The sequence below is a fragment of the Pseudomonas oryzihabitans genome (genome assembly GCF_024652905.1).
In the GTDB taxonomy this organism is placed as follows: domain Bacteria; phylum Pseudomonadota; class Gammaproteobacteria; order Pseudomonadales; family Pseudomonadaceae; genus Chryseomonas; species Chryseomonas benzopyrenica.
The window spans coordinates 1,070,207-1,089,731 of the sequence record NZ_CP102428.1 but is presented as its reverse complement, the minus strand read 5'-3'; the positions used below and the strand labels follow the sequence as shown (position 1 = coordinate 1,089,731).

General features: G+C 67.1%; 17 protein-coding genes and 2 tRNA genes. 1 reads left to right on the top strand and 18 read right to left on the bottom strand.

The features are described from left to right. Positions 1-35: 35 nt before the first annotated feature. The 8 genes from NRG74_RS05050 to NRG74_RS05015 form a co-directional block, all read right to left on the bottom strand. Positions 36-1,592: a UxaA family hydrolase gene (locus tag NRG74_RS05050; protein WP_257705879.1), complete on the bottom strand. Its 1,557-nt coding sequence runs from the start codon at positions 1,590-1,592 to the stop codon at positions 36-38. 13 nt (positions 1,593-1,605) lie between these two features. Beyond that, on the bottom strand, positions 1,606-2,616 hold the full coding sequence (locus tag NRG74_RS05045; RefSeq protein ID WP_257705878.1) for a zinc-binding alcohol dehydrogenase family protein: 1,011 nt from the start codon (positions 2,614-2,616) through the stop codon (positions 1,606-1,608). Beyond that, positions 2,616-3,800 carry a mannonate dehydratase gene (gene uxuA, locus NRG74_RS05040; protein WP_257705877.1) on the bottom strand — a complete coding sequence of 395 codons (1,185 nt, stop codon included), beginning with the start codon at positions 3,798-3,800 and terminating at the stop codon, positions 2,616-2,618. Before uxuA ends, NRG74_RS05045 begins: the two co-directional genes overlap by 1 nt. A 1-nt stretch (position 3,801) precedes the next feature. Then, entirely contained in the window at positions 3,802-5,235 is a 1,434-nt protein-coding gene (locus NRG74_RS05035) for a mannitol dehydrogenase family protein (RefSeq protein WP_257705876.1), read from the bottom strand. After that, positions 5,232-6,509 carry an MFS transporter gene (locus NRG74_RS05030; protein ID WP_257705875.1) on the bottom strand — a complete coding sequence of 426 codons (1,278 nt, stop codon included), beginning with the start codon at positions 6,507-6,509 and terminating at the stop codon, positions 5,232-5,234. The genes NRG74_RS05035 and NRG74_RS05030 overlap by 4 nt, the downstream gene beginning before the upstream one ends. Positions 6,510-6,578: 69 nt before the next feature. Next, positions 6,579-7,607: a Zn-dependent oxidoreductase gene (locus tag NRG74_RS05025; RefSeq protein ID WP_257705874.1), complete on the bottom strand. Its 1,029-nt coding sequence runs from the start codon at positions 7,605-7,607 to the stop codon at positions 6,579-6,581. Between the two features lie 14 nt (positions 7,608-7,621). Then, a complete protein-coding gene (manD, locus tag NRG74_RS05020) occupies positions 7,622-8,833 on the bottom strand; it encodes a D-mannonate dehydratase ManD (protein ID WP_064309558.1) in 1,212 nt (403 codons plus the stop codon). A gap of 4 nt (positions 8,834-8,837) precedes the next feature. Next, a complete protein-coding gene (locus tag NRG74_RS05015; protein WP_257705873.1) occupies positions 8,838-9,821 on the bottom strand; it encodes a sugar kinase in 984 nt (327 codons plus the stop codon). 300 nt (positions 9,822-10,121) lie between these two features. Here NRG74_RS05015 and kdgR point away from each other — a divergent pair, with 300 nt between their 5' ends. After that, positions 10,122-10,904, top strand: a complete 783-nt coding sequence (gene kdgR, locus NRG74_RS05010) for a DNA-binding transcriptional regulator KdgR (RefSeq protein ID WP_026083874.1) — start codon at positions 10,122-10,124, stop codon at positions 10,902-10,904. Between the two features lie 481 nt (positions 10,905-11,385). Here kdgR and NRG74_RS05005 read toward each other — a convergent pair. The 10 genes from NRG74_RS05005 to NRG74_RS04960 all read right to left on the bottom strand — a co-directional run bounded on the left by NRG74_RS05005 (position 11,386) and on the right by NRG74_RS04960 (position 19,496). After that, positions 11,386-11,462: transfer RNA gene (locus tag NRG74_RS05005), tRNA-Asp, on the bottom strand. A 38-nt stretch (positions 11,463-11,500) separates the two neighbouring features. After that, a tRNA-Val gene (locus tag NRG74_RS05000) sits at positions 11,501-11,576 on the bottom strand. An 80-nt stretch (positions 11,577-11,656) separates the two neighbouring features. Then, on the bottom strand, positions 11,657-12,424 hold the full coding sequence (locus NRG74_RS04995; protein WP_017641286.1) for an SDR family oxidoreductase: 768 nt from the start codon (positions 12,422-12,424) through the stop codon (positions 11,657-11,659). Beyond that, the gene (locus tag NRG74_RS04990) at positions 12,421-13,632 is read right to left on the bottom strand and encodes an O-succinylhomoserine sulfhydrylase (protein ID WP_017641287.1); all 1,212 of its coding nucleotides are present in this window, start codon (positions 13,630-13,632) and stop codon (positions 12,421-12,423) included. The genes NRG74_RS04995 and NRG74_RS04990 overlap by 4 nt, the downstream gene beginning before the upstream one ends. A gap of 10 nt (positions 13,633-13,642) precedes the next feature. Further along, positions 13,643-15,151 carry an amidophosphoribosyltransferase gene (gene purF, locus NRG74_RS04985; RefSeq protein ID WP_017641288.1) on the bottom strand — a complete coding sequence of 503 codons (1,509 nt, stop codon included), beginning with the start codon at positions 15,149-15,151 and terminating at the stop codon, positions 13,643-13,645. An 82-nt stretch (positions 15,152-15,233) separates the two neighbouring features. Beyond that, entirely contained in the window at positions 15,234-15,779 is a 546-nt protein-coding gene (locus NRG74_RS04980; protein ID WP_017641289.1) for a CvpA family protein, read from the bottom strand. Positions 15,780-15,833: 54 nt separating this feature from the next. After that, complete coding sequence (locus NRG74_RS04975) at positions 15,834-16,493, bottom strand: SPOR domain-containing protein (protein ID WP_160922661.1); 660 nt, start codon at positions 16,491-16,493, stop codon at positions 15,834-15,836. A 3-nt stretch (positions 16,494-16,496) separates the two neighbouring features. After that, positions 16,497-17,789: a bifunctional tetrahydrofolate synthase/dihydrofolate synthase gene (gene folC / locus NRG74_RS04970; RefSeq protein ID WP_257706556.1), complete on the bottom strand. Its 1,293-nt coding sequence runs from the start codon at positions 17,787-17,789 to the stop codon at positions 16,497-16,499. Further along, positions 17,786-18,655, bottom strand: a complete 870-nt coding sequence (gene accD, locus NRG74_RS04965) for an acetyl-CoA carboxylase, carboxyltransferase subunit beta (RefSeq protein ID WP_017641292.1) — start codon at positions 18,653-18,655, stop codon at positions 17,786-17,788. The genes folC and accD overlap by 4 nt, the downstream gene beginning before the upstream one ends. Positions 18,656-18,866: 211 nt before the next feature. Next, positions 18,867-19,496, bottom strand: a complete 630-nt coding sequence (locus tag NRG74_RS04960; protein ID WP_026083875.1) for a phosphoribosylanthranilate isomerase — start codon at positions 19,494-19,496, stop codon at positions 18,867-18,869. Positions 19,497-19,525: the final 29 nt, after the last annotated feature.

Here is a 19,525-nt window from a genome sequence, read left to right as displayed (position 1 = left end):
CACGTCGATGTGACCACCGCCCCCATAGGCTGCGCTCAGGTCGTGGCACCCAGTTGCCAAGGCACGAACTCGTTCTGCCCATAGCCATGCAACTCGCTGCGACTGCGCTCGCCCGAGGCCAGAGCGAGCAGGCGTTCGAAGATGAAGGCGCCGCGCTCTTCCAGGGTGGTGCTGCCGTCCACCAGGCCGCCGCAATCCACGTCCATATCGTCGCGCTGACTCTCCCACAGGCGGGTGTTGGTGGCGATCTTGAGCGATGGCGTCGGTGCACAGCCATAGGCGGAACCGCGCCCGGTGGTGAAGGCGATGAGGTTGGCGCCGCCCGCCACCTGGCCGGTGGCCGAGACCGGGTCGTAGCCGGGGGTGTCCATGAACACCAGACCGGGACTGCGCACCGGTTCGGCATAGCCGTAGACCGCCATGAGATCGGTGGAGCCGGCCTTGATCACCGCGCCGAGGGATTTTTCCAAGATGGTGGTCAGGCCACCGGCCTTGTTGCCCGCCGACGGATTGTTGTCCAGGCTGGCACCAGCACGAGCGCAGTAGTCTTCCCACCAGCGGATGCGCTCCACCAGTCGCTCGCCTACCGCGGGGCTGGCGGCGCGGCGAGTGAGCAGGTGTTCGGCGCCGTAGATCTCCGGGGTTTCCGAAAGGATCGCGGTGCCGCCGGCGGCCACCAGCAGATCCACCGCGCGGCCCAGCGCCGGATTGGCACTGATGCCTGAATAGCCGTCCGATCCGCCGCATTGCAGACCAAGGATCAGATGCCGGGCGCTGACCGGTTCGCGTTCCACCTCGTTGGCCGCAGGCAACAGGGCTTTCACGGCTTCAATGCCGCGGGCAACGGTGGCGGTGGTACCGCCGCTGTCCTGGATGTTGAGGCTGCGCAGCCCCGCATGCTCGGCGAGACCCTGGTCAGCCAGCAGCGTGGAGATCTGGTTGGCCTCGCAGCCCAGGCCGATGAACAGCACGGCGGCGAAATTGGCATGGGCCGCGTAGCCGCCCAGGGTACGGCGCAGCACCGCCATGCCCTCTCCCTGGGTATCGATGCCACAACCGACGCCATGGGTCAGGGCCACCACGCCGTCGACATGGGGATAGGGCTGCAGCGCCTCGGGATGGACGTCGCGCCGGAAGTGGTCGGCCACGGCTCGCGCCACCGTCGCCGAGCAGTTCACCGAGGTGAGGATGCCGATGTAGTTGCGGGTCGCCACCCGCCCGTCCGGCCGGACGATCCCCAGGAAACTGCGCTCGATGGGCGCCGGTGCGCCACGGGCCTCGATACCGAAGGCATGCTCCCGGGTGAAGTCGCCCATGGCCAGGTTGTGCACGTGTACGTGGCTGCCGGCGGCGATGGCCTCGCGGGCGAAGCCGATGATCTGACCATAGCGTCGTACCGGCTCGCCCACCGCTATAGGGCGCACGGCAACCTTGTGACCGGCAGGCACAGGTTCGCGAACCTGCACCCCTTCCTCCGGCAGTTCCAGGCCCGGCACCAGTGGCTGGCGGGCGATGAGCACATCGTCTCGGGGATGCAGGCGCAGGGTGGCGCGGGTGGCCGCCGCGGCGCCGCTGCGGGTGATCAGTTCCATGTCCGTCTCCGCTTCAGCATTCGATGAGGGCCTTGACCACACCCTCGGCAGGATCGAGCAAGGGTGGGAAAGCCGCGGGCACCTCCTCCAGGCGCAGTCGGTGGGTATTCAATGCCTGGGTGGGTACCAGCCCGCGTCGGAGACAATCGTGCACGTGGCGGAAATCCTCGGCGGTAGCGTTGCGGCTACCGAGCAGGGTCGCCTCGCGCTTGTGAAATTCCGGATCGGCAAAGCTCAGGTTGCCCTGGACGATGGACACCAGCACGTACTTGCCGCCATGGGCAATGAAGGCGAAGCCGCGCTCCATGGCACGGGGATTACCGGTGGCGTCGAACACCACGTCGAAGAAATCGCCGCCGGTGAGGTCGCGCAGGCGCGCCTCGTCGTCCTCGCCAAGCGCGACCGTTGCCTGCACCCCAAGATGCTCGGCGCAGAAGGCCAGGCGATCGGTACGACCGTCCAGCACCGTCACCCGCGCCCCGCGCAGGTGGGCGAACAATGCCACCGCCATGCCGATGGGACCGGCGCCCACCACCAGCACCTGCTGCTGGGCGGCTACCTCACCGCGCCGCACCGCATGGGCGCCAATGGCGAGAAACTCCACCATGGCAGCCTGGTCGGCATCCAGGCCATCCGCACGGAACAGCGCGCTGTGGGGCAGACTCAGGTAACCGGTCATGGCGCCATCGCAATGCACGCCCAGGACCTGGATGCGGGTGCAGCAGTTGGTCTTGCCCTGGCGGCAGGCCACGCAGTCGCCACAGGACAAATAGGGCATCACATAGACCAGGTCGCCCTCGGCGAGGCCCGAGTCGGCTTCGGTCTCGGTCACCGTGGCGGAGATCTCGTGGCCCATGACCCGCGGATAATCCAGGTAGGGTTGATTGCCGGAAAAGATGTGCAGGTCGGTGCCGCACACCCCGACCCGCTCGATGCGCACCAGGGTTTCGCCCGGGCGACGCGAGGGCTTCTCCCGCTGCTCGGCGCGCAGCAGACCGGGCTCCTGACAGACGATGGTCAACATCAGTGTCTCTCCTCTTCCAGGCGCCGCACGGCCTGTTCCACGCCGCGCAATTCCGCCAACCCCTTGAGCCGGCCGATCAGTGAGTAACCTGGATTGGTCCGTCGGCCCTGATCATCCAGCAGTTGGTGACCGTGATCCGGTCGCATCGGCAGGCGCGCCCCGCCTTCGCGTTCGCGGCGATGCTCCTCGCGCACCAATTCCCGGATCACCCCCACCATGTCCACGTCGCCGTCCAGATGATGGGCCTCATGGAAGCTGCGTGGATCTGCCTCACGGCGGGTCGCCCGCAGGTGGACGAAGTGAATGCGCGAGGCGAATTGGCGGGCCATGGCTACCAAGTCGTTGTCGGCGCGCACGCCATAGGAGCCGGTGCAGAAGGTCAGGCCGTTGGCCGGGCTGGGGACCGCGTCCAGCAGCCACTGAGCGTCGGCGGCGGTGGAGACCACGCGGGGCAATCCCAGCAGCGGCCGGGGTGGATCGTCCGGATGCACCCCCAGTCGGATCCCCACCTCCTCCGCCACCGGCACCACGGCCTGCAGGAAGACCGCCAGGTGCTCACGCAGGCGAGCGGCGTCGATCCCGGCATAGGTGGCCAGCAACTGTCGGAGGTCGGCGACCGAATAGCCTTCCTCGGCACCGGGTAGCCCTGCGATCAGGGTGCGTACCAGCTCTTCGCGACCGGCCGCGTCGAGACCGTCGTGATAGCGGCGCGCGCGTTCGATCTCCGCGGCGGAGTAGTCCGCTTCGGCCTCGTCCCGCTGCAGGATGCAGAGGTCGAAGGCGGCGAAGGCGTCCTGATCGAATCGCAGCGCCCAGCCGCCGTCGGGCAGCCGGTGCGCCAGCTGGGTACGGGTCCAGTCCAGCACCGGCATGAAGTTGTAGCAGACCACGTCGATGCCGCACTGGGCGAGGTTGCGCAGGCTCTGCCGGTAGTTGTCCAGGTAGCGCTCGCGCCCCGGCAGGCCACGCTTGATGTCTTCGTGCACCGGGATGCTTTCCACCACCGACCAGCTCAGACCCGCCGCCTCGATCAGCGCCTTGCGCTCGGCGATGGCCGCTACCGGCCAGACCTCGCCATTGGGAATCTCGTGCAGCGCCGTGACGATGCCGGTGGCACCGGTCTGGCGGATATCGGCGAGGGAGATGGGATCGCGCGGGCCGAACCAGCGCCAGGTATGTTCCATGTCAGACTCCTTGATCGGTCAAGTCGGCGATGGTCGCGCCTATGCCCGCCTCGGCGATGCGCCGATGGGCCTGCTGCACCGCTTCGCGGAAGGCGGCCTGCTCGGCCAACGCTGGCGGAAAGACCTCGGCCAGCGCCAGGACGGCATCGACCCGCGCCACGCCCTTAGGCAAGGCGGCCAGGGTGGCGCGCAGGGGATCGTCCAGGGCCTCGCCCTCGGCGTCACCAAAGTGAATCCAGGCCGCCACGCCGAGGGCGGTACAGGAGAAATCATTGCCCTGCTCCAGCAGCCGCTGGGCTCCCAGCAGCCAGCGCTGGGGCAGCTTTTGCGAGCCATCCATGGCGATCTGGCGCAGCCGGTGCTGCAGGGCATCGTTGCGAAAGCGTGCGACCAGGGCTTCGGCATAGGCGTCGAGATCGACACCATCGGGCATGTCCAGGGTCGGCGCCGCCTCGCGACTCATGTAGCGGTGCACCAGAGCGGCCAGCTGACGGTCGGCCATGGCCTCGGCCACGGTGCCGTGGCCGGCCAGGCTGCCCACATAGGCCAGCAGCGAATGGCTGCCATTGAGCAGGCGCAACTTCATGGTCTCGAAGGGGCGGACGTCCGCCACCATCTGCACCCCTTCGTGCTCCCAGTCCGGGCGTCCCTGGGGAAAACGATCCTCGATCACCCACTGGCTGAAAGCCTCGCCCACCACCGCGGCCGGGTCATCGCAGCCAAGGTCGCGCAAGCGCGCGAAGGCGGCCTCGTCCATGGCCGGCACGATGCGATCCACCATGCTGCAGGGAAAGGCCACCTCGGTGGCGATCCAGGCCGCCAGGCCCGCGTCCTGGGCCTCGGCGAGGGACACCACCGCCTGGCGGGTCCGCTGGCCGTTGTCGGGCATGTTGTCGCAGCAGAGCACGGTGAAGGGTGCGATGCCCGCGGCACGCCGGCGGCGCAGGCCTTCCACCAGCAGCCCCGGTGGGGTGCGCGGCGCCCGCGGTTCGGCGAGGTCGTGGACGATGCCGGGATCGTCGCGCCGCAGGGCACCGCTGGCGGGACTCAGGCAGTAACCCTTTTCCGTCACCGTCAGGGTGACGATGCGCACCCCGGGATCGGCCAGCCGCGCCAGCAGGGCCTCGCGCTCGGCACCGCCGTCACCGGCATAGAGCACCTCGCGCAGTGCGCCGATCTCGCGCAGCACCCCTTCGCGCCGGTTGCGGTACTCGGCCACGTGATAGCGACCCTGCTGAGCGCGAAGGGTCTCCACCAGCGCCCGCCCCGACCTCAGGTTGGCGCTGCTCAGGCCCCAGGCACCACCACCATGGCGAGCCAGGTTGCGTTCCAGGTAGACCGCCTGGTGAGCACGGTGGAAGGCGCCCAGTCCCAGGTGGACGATACCGATGGCCGGCGCCGGATAGCGCGAGGGGATCCGTTCGAAGTCGCTCATCGGGTGCCTCCCGCGGCCAGCTCGGTCGGTGCGCTCGCCGGCCGCTCGGCCAGCGGCTTGACGAAGCGCGCCACGCACAGCGAGCCGATCACGGTCAGGGCGCCGGCCAGCAGGAAGGCGCTGGTGAAGGCCCCGGTGAACTGCACCAGGTAGCCGGTCACCGCCGGGCCGATGATGCCCGAGGTGTTGGCCAGGAAGTGCATGAAGCCGCTCACCCCGCCGACCCGCGCCGCCGGCACCGTGTCCTGGATGATCGCCCAGTAGATGGCGCCGGTCAGATAGAGGAAGAACACCGAGAGCGCCACCAGCGCCACGGCCGCATAGAGGGTGCTGACCAGGCCAGCCACGGCGATGCACAGGGCACAGGCCAGCAGACAGGTCACCAGCACCACCTTGCGCGAGAACATCAGCCGGCCGGTCTTACGGAACACCCAGTCGGACAGATAGCCGCCCACCGCCAGGCCGATGAAGCCCAGCACCCAGGGGATCACCGTGGCGATGCTCATGTCCTTCACGTTGAGGCCGTAGGCCTGGATCAGGTAGCTGGGAAACCAGGTCAGGAAGAAGAACAGGGTGTAGTTGTAGGCAAAGAACGCCAGGGCGGTGAACAGCACCGTGGGCTGGCGCAGATAGTACTTGAGCGGCCGCACCTCGGTATCCACCACGGCCACGGCGCGCTCCTCGGCGGCGATGTCGGCGGCCAACTGGCCGGTCGGCTTGTCCTTGATCCAGAGGTACCAGACCACGGCCCAGACGAAGCCGATCAGCATGATGACGATAAAGGACACCTTCCAGCCGTAGGCCACGGCGATCACCCCGACGATGGGGCCGGAGATGGCCCCGCCCAAAGGGGTGCCCGACATCGACAGGCCCAGGGTGCGACCCCGGTTATGGGGCGCGTACCAGTTGTTGACCATCTTGCTGGTGGAGACGCTCAAGGGCCCCTCGGCCATGCCGAACAGCACCCGGATCACGATCAGCGCGGCGAAGCCCGAGGCCAGCACCGTCAGGCCACTGAACGCCGACCAGAGCACCATGGCCAGCAGCAGCGTGGTCTTGGCGCCATAGCGATCGGCGGCCCAGCCGCCAATGAAGTTGAACGCCGCATAGCCGACGAAGAAGGCGCTGAACAGCAGCCCCATCTCGCCGGCGGTCAGCGCGAAGTCCTTCTGGATCAATGGCGCCGCCACCGACAGCGCCGAGCGATCCAGATAGTTGACGACTCCCGCCAGGAACAGCATGACGAGTACCAGCCCACGACCTTGTCCAGCCATTTGTTACCTCCCGCTCATTGTCTTTATTCGGTAAGGCATAAGAGAACTCCCCAGGGGGAGTCGGATTTTTCAGACGTTGCCGCCCCACTGCACCAGCACCTTGCGCGTCTGCTCGGGGTGCCTTTCGATCAGCTCGATGGCGCTCGGCATCTCCTGGCTGGCCACCTGATGGCTGATCAGCGCCGCGGCATCCAGCTTGCCCGCCGCCAGCAGCTCGATGACCCGCGGGAAGCGCCCGTTGTTGAGCCGCGAGCCCACCAGGGTCAGTTCCTTCTTGATGATCTCCAGCTGCACCAGCTCGCTGGGCGTGGCGCTGAAGCCCAGCAGGCCAATGCGCCCGGCCGGCGAGGCCAGGCGGACGATCTCCGGAAGCAAGGCCGGATGGCAGGCGGCGTCGACGATCAGGGGCACGCCCTCGCCGCCGGTGGCCTCGCGCAGCGCCGCCTCGACATCGGTATCGCGGCCATTGAGAGCGCGGGTCGCGCCCAGGGCACGGGCGGTGGCCAGGCGATCGTCCAGCACATCGGTCACGGTGATGTCGGCGATGCCCAGCGCCCTGGCCATCTGCACCAGGGTCAGGCCGATCACACCGGCGCCATAGATCAGCAATGAATCGCCGGGAAAGACCTGCATCCGCTCCAGCACATTGAGGGCGATGCTGTAGGGCTCGACCAGCGCGGCTTGGGCCAGTGGCAAGCCGGGCGGCAGGCAATGGGCATTGGCCGCGGGCACGCAGACCTCTTCGCTGAAGCCGCCATCACGATGCACGCCCAGCACCTGCAGGCGACTGCAGACATTGGGCCGGCCGATGCGGCAGGGATAGCAGCTGCCGCAGGCGATCACCGGATCGACGCAGACCGGATCGCCCACCGCCAGGCCGCTCACGCCCTCGCCTACCTCGCGCACCACCCCGGCGAATTCATGGCCGGTGACGCGGGGAAAGCGCACGAAGGCGTTCTGCCCATGGATGATGTGCATGTCCGAGCCGCAGATGCCGGCATAGGCCACCCCGACGCGGACCTCGCCCGGTGCCAACACGGGCACCGCGACCTCTTCGATGCTGAATTCGTGGGGTGCTCTGACCTGAAAGGCTTTCATCCTGGATTCCTCGCTCACCAATGCCACAGGGTGCCGTCCACCAGCCGGTTCACCGGCAGGCTGGCGCGTTTGTACGGATAACGGGCGGCGAGGTCTTCATCGATGTCCACGCCATGGCCGGGCACCTCGCCCGGGGTGAAATGGCCGTCCTCGAAACGATAGGCATGGGGGAAGACCTCCTCGATGCGCGCCTCGTGGGGCATGTGCTCCTGGATGCCGAAGTTGGGCACCCAGGTGTCGAAGTGCAGCGCCGCGCCCATGCACACCGGTGACAGGTCGGTGGCGCCGTGGAAGCCGGTGCGCACCTGGTATAGCGCCGCCAGATCGGCGATGCGCCTCATGTGGGTGATGCCGCCGGCATGCACCAGGGTGGCGCGGATGTAGTCGATCAGCTGCTCCTGGATCAGCTCGCGGCAGTCGTGGATGGAGTTGAACACCTCGCCCACCGCCAGCGGCGTGGTGGTGTGCTGGCGGATCAGCCGGAAGGCTTCCTGGTTTTCCGCCGGGGTGCAGTCCTCCAGCCAGAACAGGTTGTATTCCTCGACCCTCTTGCCCAGCCGCCCCGCTTCGATGGGCGTCAGCCGATGGTGCACGTCGTGCAGCAGGTGCAGGTCGTCGCCGAAGCGCTCGCGCACCGCGGCGAACAGCTTGGGTACGTGATTGAGGTACTTGGCGGTGTCCCAGACGTGCTCCGCTGGCAGGTCGCTGTCGGCCGGTTCGTAGCGCTCGCCCTCGCGCTTGGCTACGCCATAGGTGGTGGGGATGCCCGGCACCCCGCACTGCACCCGTACCGCGCGATAGCCCTGCTCGACATGGCGGGCCACTTCGTCCAGGCAGCTCTCGATGTCCTTGCCGGTGGCATGGCCATAGACCATCACCCGCTCGCGGCTCTTGCCGCCGAGCAGCTGGTACAGCGGCATACCAGCGGCCTTGGCCTTGAGATCCCAGAGCGCCACGTCCACCGCGGCGATGGCGGTCATGGTCACCGGTCCGCGCCGCCAGTAGGCACCGCGATAGAGGTACTGCCAGATGTCTTCGATGCGGTGGGCGTCACGACCGATCAGCGCCGGCAGCACGTGCTCCTCCAGGTAGGCGACGACCGCCAGCTCGCGGCCATTGAGGGTGGCGTCACCCAGGCCATGGAGGCCTTCGTCGGTGACGATCTTGAGCGTGACCAGATTGCGACCGGGACAGGTGACGATGACGCGGGCTTCAGTGATCTTCATGGCTTCAGGCCTGGGCAGTGAGAGAAAGAAACAGGGGCGGCATGGCCGGCATGGCTGCGCGCGAGATGAGCGCGCCGGGATGCTGGATGACCGTGGCCGCCAGGCGATGGCCCCAGGAGGCGGCCGCCGCGGGCACTCCCTCCTGGAGGCGGCAGGCCAGGTAGGCGGCGCTGAAGGAGTCCCCGGCGGCCGTGGTATCGACCACCCGGGCCACGGCTTCGCCGGCCACTTCCTGGCGTCCTTGGCGGTTCTGCAGCAGGCAGCTGCGGGCGCCGCGCTTGAGCGCTACCTCGGCCACGCCCCACTCGGCGTACTGGGCGAACAGCGCCGCCTCGTCGGCGAAACCGAACAGGGCGGCATCGTCTTCCCAGGTCACCAGTGCCAGATCGGTCAGTTGCAACAGCCGGTGATAGGCCGTGCGCGCGGCCTGGACACTCGGCCACAGCCGCGGCCGGTAGTTGTTGTCGAAGACGATGCGGGTGCCGGCGGCACGAGCCTGACGCAGAGCCTCCAGCAGCCGCTCGCGGCCGGTATCGGTCAGCACCGCCAGGCTGATACCGCTGAGGTAGAGCACCTGATACTCGGCCAGAGACGCCAGCAGCGGTTGGGCCTCGGCACCGTCGAAACACTCCCGCGCCGCCGCCTCGCCGCGCCAGTAGAGAAAGCGCCGCTCGCCGTCGGCGTCGGTCTGGATCAGATAGAGGCCCGGCAGTCGTCCGGGCAGCACCCGTACCCGCTCGTCCCCTACGCCCTCCTCACGCCAGCAGGCGCGCATGGCCTGGCTCAGGCTGTCGTCGCCCACCGCGGTGAGGTAATCCACCTGCACCCCGTCGCCCCCCAACAGCCGCCGCAGATAGACAGCAGCATTCAGGGTATCGCCGCCAAAGGCCTGGCCCAGCTGGCCATCCAGCTGACTGCGCAACTCGACCATGCATTCACCGATGAGGCCGATGCGGGTGATGGGAGTCGCTAGGAAGGCCGCGCTCATGCGTCCTTGCTCCATGCCGTAGACGAACTTTGCACCCTGGCGACAGGCGAAGATCCGCGCCTGATCAGAGCGCGAAAAGACAAAGAGACAACCAGCGGCTGGCGTACGGGCATCATGACTGTGGACCTGGCTATTGTTCTTGTTCGATCCGGCGACCTGGATCACCGAAGGGGACGGTCACCGTCGTCGAACTACTTTCGGGACAGTGTTCCGTTTTGCTGAACCCAGTGTTGCTGGCAATTCCCGCATCCGTCAATCAGAATGGAACACTGTTCCACCAAATAGGCGACCGGCGGTCTCATGGAAAAATCGACTTCTCTCGGCAACGACATGGTCAGTGCGGTCGGACGTACCCTGGCCGTACTGGAAGCCCTCGGCGAACGCGAGGACGACTGCGGCGTCTCGGAGCTGGCGCAGCAGCTGGACCTGTCGAAAAGCACCGTCCACCGCTTCCTGCAGACGCTCAAGGCCCTGGGCTATGTGGTCCAGGATGCCGAGGACCGCTACCGCTTGAGCGTCAAGCTGTTCGAACTGGGCGCCCGCGCCCTGCCGCAGCTGGAACTGGTCCGCGAAGCCGAATCGGGCATGCGCCTGCTCAACGACCTCACCGGCGAGACCGTCCACCTCGGCATCTTTGACGAGGGCGCCATCGTCTATGTGCACAAGCTCGACTCGCGCTACACCCTGCGCATGTATTCGCGCATCGGGCGGCGGGCGCCGCTGTATTGCACCGGGATCGGCAAGGTGCTGATGGCCTGGCGGCCGGAGGCCGAGGTACGGCAGATCCTCGCCCAGGAGACCTTTGTCCGTCGCACGCCCAACACCCTCGACAGCCTGGCTGCCTACCTGACGGAACTGGCACGCGTCCGCGCGTTGGGTTTCGCCGAGGACCACGAGGAATTCGAAGACAACATGAGGTGCCTGGCGGCGCCGATCCGCGATCGCTTCGGCCAGGTCATCGCCGGCCTGAGCGTCTCCTTTCCCTGCTTCCGCTTTCGTGAAGACCTCAAGGCCGAGTACGTCGAGCAGATGCTCGCCACCACGGCGCGCATCTCGGCCCAGTTGGGTGCCCCGGCGCGCTAGCGCCGTCGGAGAACAGGTCCTGATGGCCGAGGACATCGATCCCGCTACGGGCGCCAGCCAGGGGTCCAGCGCCAGCAACGAGGTGGCGTGCCGGTCTCAGGTCGGGGGTGGCCGAATTCACGATCGGCACGAGGCCACCGGCCTGCCCTGCAGCAGCCGCCGAAGCGCCGCCAACGCCGTCGTTCCTCTCCGGCCGCGGACCATCGACGGTTTCCCGCACCTGGCCAGACAGCCCTCGGCTGGTAGCCCGGTGAGGCGGCAGAGGTTGCGAGAGAGTTGCCGGGCCATGCGGCCTTTTCAGTCGGCGGGGAACCGTTCTTAATGAGGGGCTATGACATCCGACGCTCATGGCCAAACGCACTTGCCGCGACGCCTGCCGGCAAACGGTAGGCACGGCTTTTTTCCAGGCACAAAAAAAGCTGCCCTAGGGCAGCTTCTCTTGCGTCGTTCGGGCAGTTCAGAGGACCCAAAACAACTCATATGGCGCGGCGGACGGGACTCGAACCCGCGACCCCCGGCGTGACAGGCCGGTATTCTAACCGACTGAACTACCGCCGCGCAGTGCGTGTACCTTGCGGAACACTTCCCGAAGAGTTTGGTGGCTGATGACGGGATCGAACCGCCGACCCCCTGCGTGTGATGCAGGTGCTCTCCCAGCTGAGCTAATCAGCCATCCCCTTCGGGTGACGCGCATTCTCCTCGTAGCCCCTTGATCCGTCAAGGAATTTTCCAATTTTATTTTCTACGAGGCGCTATTCCCGATAGATCATCTTGCGGGTCATGCCGCCGTCCAAGGTGATAGCCTCACCGCTGATGAAACCAGCGTTGCCGCTCAGCAACCAGGCCACGCAGGCCGCGACATCTTCCACCGTCCCTACCCGCCCGACCGGATGCTGCTCATGGTCGGTGGCGGACAGCGGCTCGGCTTCGCGGACATGGGCATCGCGCGCATCGATCCAACCCGGGCAGAGGGCATTCACCCGCACTTCCGGGCCCAGGCTGATGGCCAGGGCATGGGTCAGGGCCAGCAATCCGCCCTTGCTCGCGGCATAGGCCTCGCTGTGGGGCTCGGACTGCCGGGCTCGAGTCGAGGCGATGTTGACGATGGCACCCTGCTGCTCGCGCAGATAGGGCGCGCAATGCTTGGCCATCAGCATGGGACCGTCCAGATTCACGCCGAGCACCTTGCGCCACTCCGCCAGCGCCAGGCTTTCCAGCGGCTGGCCCTGAGCGGTGGCGAGACCGGCATTGTTGACCAGGGCGTCCAGCCGACCGAACTGGCCGATCACCTGGGCGACGGCGGACTCCACCTGACTCTCGTCAGCCACGTCCAGGGCGACGAACAAGGCGCGTTCGCCGAGGGCAGCAGCCACCTTGGCGCCGCGCTCCTGCTCGATGTCGGCCACCACTACCCGCCAGCCTTCGGCTACCAGCCAGGCGGCGATGCCCAGCCCGATCCCCCGCGCCGCACCCGTGACCAGGGCGACGCGCAGTTCTACCGGTGCGAACGTCAGACTCATAGCGCCGCCAGTCCGCGGGCCAGGTCCTGGCGCAGGTCACCCAGGTCTTCGAGACCCACGGCGATGCGGATCAGGCTGTCGCGGATCCCGGCGTTGGCACGCTCGGCCGGCGACAGCCGCCCATGCGAGGTGGTCGCCGGGTGGGCGATGGTGGTCTTGGTATCGCCCAGGTTGGTGGTGATGGAAATCATCCGAGTGGCATCGATGAAACGCCAGGCAGCGTCGCGCCCACCGGCCACCTCGAAGCTCACCACGGCGCCGAAGGCTGACTGCTGACGACAGGCCAGCTCATGCTGCGGATGGCTTTGCAGGCCGGCATAGTGAACCCGCTCGACGCCGGGCTGGCCTTCCAGCCAGCGCGCCAGCTCCAGCGCGGTCTGGCTGTGCGCCTGCATGCGGATCTTCAGCGTCTCCAGGCCCTTGAGGAACAGCCAGGCGTTGAAGGGGCTCAGGGTCGGTCCGGCGGTACGCAGGAAGCCCACCACTTCCTTCATCTGTTCGGCACGGCCAGCGACCACGCCGCCCATGCCGCGGCCCTGGCCATCGATGTACTTGGTCGCCGAATGGATGACGATGTCGGCACCCAGCGCCAGCGGCTTTTGCAGCGCCGGGGTGCAGAAGCAGTTGTCGACCGCCAGCAGCGCGCCCTGGGCATGGGCGATCTCGGCCAGGGCGGCGATGTCCACCAGCTCGGCGAGGGGATTGGACGGGGACTCGACGAAGAACAGCCGGGTATTGGGCTTGCAGGCCGCCTGCCAGGCATCGAGATCGGCCAGCGGCGGATAGTCCACCTCGATACCGAAGCGCTTGAAGTACTTTTCGAACAGGCTGATGGTGGAGCCGAACACGCTGCGCGAGACCAGCACATGGTCGCCGGCGCTGCACAGGCTCATCACCATGGCCAGGATGGCCGACATGCCCGAGGCGGTGGCCACCGCCTGCTCCGCGCCTTCGAGGGCCGCAATGCGGGTCTCGAAGGTACGCACCGTGGGGTTGGTGTAGCGCGAGTAGACGTTGCCCGGCACCTCGCCGGCGAAGCGCGCCGCGGCATCCGCGGCGGTCCGGAACACATAGCTGCTGGTCAGGAACAGGGCTTCGCCATGCTCGCCTTCAGGCGAGCGCTGCTGCCCTGCCCGCACCGCCAAGGTCTCGAAGGCCGCGCCTTCGAGATCACTGTCCAGGCGTCCGGCATCCCAGTCTTGGCTCATGTGCAGCTCCTTAGTCGTTGTAGAGATCGATGATGGCGCTGACCGCCTTGTGCTTGCCCTTGGCCGCGTCGTTGCGCGCCTGCTCGATCCGATTCAGATAGGCGGCATCGACGTCGCCGGTGATGTACTCGCCATCGAACACCGCGCAGTCGAACTGCTCGACCTTGGGCGCCTTGCGGGTACGCACGGCTTCCTGCAGGTCCTGCAGATCCTGGTAGATCAGCCAGTCGGCGCCGATCAACTCGCCGACCTCCTCGGTGGTGCGGCCGTGGGCGATCAGTTCGTGCACGCTGGGCATGTCGATGCCGTAGACGTTGGGGAAGCGCACCGCCGGGGCAGCCGAGCAGAAGTAGACCTTCTTGGCGCCGGCTTCGCGGGCCATCTGGATGATCTGCTTGCAGGTCGTGCCGCGGACGATGGAGTCATCCACCAGCATCACGTTCTTGCCGCGGAATTCCAGCTCGATGGCGTTGAGCTTCTGGCGCACCGACTTCTTGCGCGCGGCCTGGCCGGGCATGATGAAGGTCCGGCCGATGTAGCGGTTCTTGACGAAGCCCTCACGGAACTTGACGCCCAGGTGGTTGGCCAGCTCCAGCGCCGCGGTGCGGCTGGTGTCCGGAATCGGGATGACCACGTCGATGTCGTGCTCGGGCCGCTCGCGCTGGATCTTCTCGGCGAGCTTCTCGCCCATGCGCAGGCGGGCCTTGTAGACCGAGATGCCGTCGATGATGGAATCCGGGCGCGCCAGGTAGACGTGTTCGAAGATGCAGGGTGCGTAGTGCGGATTCTGCGCGCACTGGCGGGTGTAGAGACGCCCGTCCTCGGTGATGTACACCGCTTCGCCAGGCTCCAGGTCGCGGATCAGGGTGAAGCCGAGTACATCGAGGGCGACGCTCTCGGAGGCGATCATGTACTCCACGCCGTATTCGGTGTGGCGCTGACCGAAGACGATGGGGCGGATGGCGTTGGGATCGCGAAAGCCGACGATGCCATAGCCGGTGATCATGGCCACCACGGCGTAACCGCCACGGCAACGCTCATGAACCTCGGAAACCGCGGCGAAGACGTCGTCCTCGGTGGGCTGCAGCTTGTTGCGTACCGCCAGCTCGTGGGCGAAGACGTTGAGCAGCACCTCGGAGTCGGAGGTGGTGTTGACGTGGCGCAGATCGGATTCGTAGATCTCGCGGGACAGTTGCTCGACGTTGGTCAGGTTGCCGTTGTGCGCGAGGGTGATGCCATAGGGCGAATTCACGTAGAACGGCTGCGCCTCGGCGGAGCTGGAGCTGCCGGCGGTGGGATAGCGCACATGGCCGATGCCCATGTGGCCGACCAGGTGCTGCATGTGCCGCTGCTGGAAGACATCGCGGACCAGGCCGTTGTCTTTGCGCAGGAAGAGTTTACCGTCCAGGCTGGTGACGATACCGGCGGCATCCTGACCGCGATGTTGAAGGACGGTGAGCGCGTCGTACAACGACTGGTTGACGTTAGTCTTGCCCACGATACCTACGATGCCACACATGTGACGCGACCCCACTGTTTCAAGTGATGCGACGGCGAACCATCGCAGGATGACCCCGGCAGTGCGAGGCCTGGAAAAGCGTTCAAGGAGCCTTGGGCCCCAGCTGCGGCAGCAGTTGCAGACTGGGCATGGGCGTCGCGCCCAGCCATTGGCCGGCAAAGCCCAGCAGCAGATTCTTCGACCAATCGGCCACTAAAAGAAAATGTGGAACCAGCACCGACTGTTGCCACCAGCCATCCTGCTGGACCGGCCCCAGGCTCAACAGGCCCACGGCCACGGTGATCAACAGCGCACCGCGGGCGGCGCCAAAGGCCATGCCGAGAAAGCGATCGGTGCCCGACAATCCGGTGACGCGGATCAATTCGCCAAGCAAGAAGCTCACCAGGGCACCGACCAGCAGCGTCAGCACGAAGAGAATGACACAGGCGGCGATCACCCGCCCGGAAGGCACCTGAATATAGTCGACTAGGTAGTTGGACAGCGCCCCGCCGAAGACCCAGGCCACGCCACCGGCCACGATCCAGGTGGCCAATGACAACGCTTCCTTGACGAAGCCGCGCCTGAGACTGATCAGGCAGGAAACGATGACGACGGCGACGATCGCCCAGTCCACCCAGGTGAAGCCCACGGCAAGGTCCACTTACAAAAAGGCCCTGCATTCTAGCAGAGCCTTGTGACCGGGTTAACCGCGCTCCGGCTGAAAGCGTACGACGAAACCCTTGACGCCATTCTGCTTGTTGAGCTGATCGCGCAGGCGATCCGCCTCGCTGCGCTCTATCACCGGCCCGACGAAGACGCGATTCATGCCATCGGCGGTCCGCACGTAGGCGTTGTAGCCCTGACTGCGCAGCTTGGCCTGCAGGGCATCGGCGCTGGGCCGGGACGACAGACTGGCGAGCTGCACCGACCAGCTGTTGGGCAGGTTGGCCGCGCCCAGGCGCGAGTCCGGCTTGGCCGCCGGCGCCGGGGTAGCCGTCGGTGCCACGGGAGCACTGGCCACGGGCGCAGGGGTGGCAGGCGCCTTGGCGACCGGCGCGGCAGGCTGGGGCGGCGGCGCCGTCACCGGGGCATTCTGCGCCGGCGCCTGACCGGAGGTACCGGCGATGGGCGTCTGCGGCTTGCCGAGCGGCTTGGCCGGCTCGTCCGGCACCACCACCACCGGCGGCGCCTCGGGCGTCTGCACCGGCTGAACCTCGGTACTGGGCACGGTGGGCGCGGTCGGCTGGGGCGGCGCTTCGACCGCTACCTTGCGGGCGTCGTCCTGGCGATTGAAGAGCATGGGTACGAAGATGATGATCAGCGCCAGCAGTACCAGCGCGCCTATGACTCTTTGCTTGAGCATGGGTTATGCCTCCGCGGATTCGGATAGGGAAGAGAGCTGCGCGAGGACCTCGGCGACGCTGTAGAAGGAGCCGAACACCACCACCTCGTCGTCTGCCGAACTGGCCGCCAGCTGGGCTTCGAAGGCCGCCAGCAGCGAAGCATGGGCCTCGGCCCGGGCACCCTGCGCCCTCAGGATGGCGGCCACCTCGGCGCCGTCGCGACTGCGCGGGGTCGGCAGACTCGCCACCGCCCAGTCGGCGAACAGCGCTGCCAGGGGCGCCAGGATGCCGTCCAGGTCCTTGTCGGCCAGGACGCCGAACACCGCGCGCCGCACGCCGGCGACCGGCTTCATCGCCAGGCGCCGGGCCAGGTACTCGGCGGCGTGGGGATTGTGGGCCACGTCCAGCAGGACATTGAGGGTTTCCCCTGCCCGCTCGACCTGGCGACGATCGAGCCGACCGGTCATGCGCGTGGCCTGGAGGGCCACCGCGATCCGCTCCGGCAGCCAGGGCTGGTCGAGCAAGGCGTAGGCCTGCAGGGCCAGAGCGGCATTTTCCATGGGCAGATCCAGCAGCGGCAGGCCCGGCAGCGCCAGGTCATTGCCCTGGGCATCGCGCCCGCGCCAGAACCAGCTGGCGCTCTCGATCTGCAGATCGAAGGCTTCCCCGCGCAGCAGCAAGGGGGCACCCAGGCGTTCGGCGGCTGCGGCCAGCGGCGCGGGCGGCTGCAGATCGCCACAGAGGGCCGGCTTGCCAGCGCGGAAGATCCCGGCCTTTTCCACGGCGACGCTGTCGCGGGTATCGCCCAGCCATTCGGCGTGATCCAGGCCGATGCTGGTAACCAACGCCAGATCGGCGTCGATCAGGTTGACCGCATCCAGGCGCCCGCCCAGACCGACTTCAAGAACGGCGACGTCCAGCCGGGCACGCTCGAACAGCCAGAAGGCGGCCAGGGTACCCACTTCGAAATAGGTCAGGCTGATCTCGCCCCGCGCGGCTTCCACCGCGGCGAAGGCGGTGCAGAGCTCGCTATCGCTGGCGAGGGTGCCGTCTACGTCGACGCGCTCGTTGTAGCGCACTAGATGCGGCGAGGCATAGACGCCCACCCGCTGCCCGCTGGCGCGCAGCAGGCTGGCGAGAAAGGCACAGGTGGAGCCCTTGCCGTTGGTGCCGGTCACGGTCACCACCCGCGGGGCCGGCCGGGTCAGGCCCAGCCGCTGCGCGACCTCGCGCACCCGGTCCAGGCCCATGTCGATCGCCGACGGATGCAGCTGCTCGAGATAGGCCAGCCACTGCGCGAGGCTGCGCGCCATCAGGCCGCCGGAACCGGCTGGTGCTGGAAGGTCGCCAGCAGACGCGCCAGGCGATCACGCAATTCCTTGCGCGACACGATGAGGTCGACGGCGCCATGCTCCAGCAGGAATTCGCTGCGCTGGAAGCCTTCCGGCAGCTTTTCGCGCACGGTCTGCTCGATCACGCGCGGGCCGGCAAAGCCGATCAGCGCCTTGGGCTCGGCGACGATGACGTCACCCAGCATCGCCAGACTGGCGGAGACGCCACCGTAAACCGGATCGGTCAGCACCGAGATGAAGGGGATGCCCTCTTCGCGCAGGCGCGCCAGCACCGCGGAGGTCTTGGCCATCTGCATCAGGGAGATCAGGGCTTCCTGCATCCGCGCACCACCGGAGGCGGAGAAGCAGATCAGCGGGCAGCGTTGTTCCAGGGCCACGTTGGCCGCGCGCACGAAGCGCTCGCCGACCACGGCGCCCATGGAGCCGCCCATGAAGGAGAATTCGAAGGCGCAGACCGCCACCGGCATGCCCTTGAGGGTGCCACGCATGGAGATCAGGGCGTCTTTCTCGCCGGTTTCCTTCTGTGCTGCAGTGAAGCGATCCTTGTACTTCTTGCTGTCGCGGAATTTCAGTCGGTCCACCGGCTCCAGCTCGGTGCCCAGCTCTTCACGACCTTCGGCGTCGAGGAAGATGTCCAGGCGGCGACGCGCGTTGATACGCATGTGGTGACCACACTTCAGGCACACGTCCAGGTTCTTTTCCAGCTCCGGACGGTAGAGGACCGCTTCGCAGGCCGGACACTTGTGCCAAAGACCTTCCGGCACCGAACTGCGCTTCACCTCGGACCGCATGATGGAAGGAATCAGTTTGTCGACCAGCCAATTGCTCATGCATCTCTCTCCACTTGCATGGGCTCCCAGCGCGGCCTGGGCCACGCCTTCCTTGAGCATCTGTAATAGGTTCGGCAGCGCCCGCTGTATCCCGGGCCGCTACCCTGTTGTCGCATGCCGGCTCCCTGGGGGCCGGACGGCAGACCCACCAGGGGCGGATCCGCTTGAATATGTCGCAGGTGTGGACGGCGACCACCTGACGAGGGTCACATCAGGCGACCGCGGCACCTCGCACGGCCGCCACGAAACGCGCGATCTCGGCGGCATCCTTGATGCCCTTGGCCTGCTCTACGCCGCCGCTCACGTCCACGCCATAGGGCCGGGACGCGGCGATGGCCGTGGCGACGTTGTCCGCGTCCAGCCCGCCCGCCACGATCAGCGGCAGCGAAAGGTCCCGCGGCACCCGTGTCCAGTCGAAGGCCTGACCGGTCCCCCCGGGCACGCCGGCGACATAGGTGTCGAGCAGCAAGCCGCGGGCGCCGGCGTAGTCACCGGCGATGGCGACGAGGTCGATGTCCTCGCGCATGCGCAGGGCCTTGATATAGGGACGGCGGTAACGGGCGCATTGCGCCGGCGTCTCGTCGCCGTGGAATTGCAGGAGGTCCAGGGGCACGGCATCCAGCGTCTCCTCGATCTCGCAGGGCGAGGCATCGACGAAGAGCCCGACGGTGGTCACGAAGGGCGGCAGCGCCGCCACGATCTGACGCGCCTGGGCAGCGCTCACCGCGCGCGGGCTGCGCGCATAGAACACCAGGCCGATGGCATCGGCGCCGGCAGCCGCGGCGGCCAGCGCATCCTCGACCCGGGTGATCCCGCAGATCTTCACTCGAACGTTAGCCAAACCGGAATGACCTCGTTCCAAATCGATGG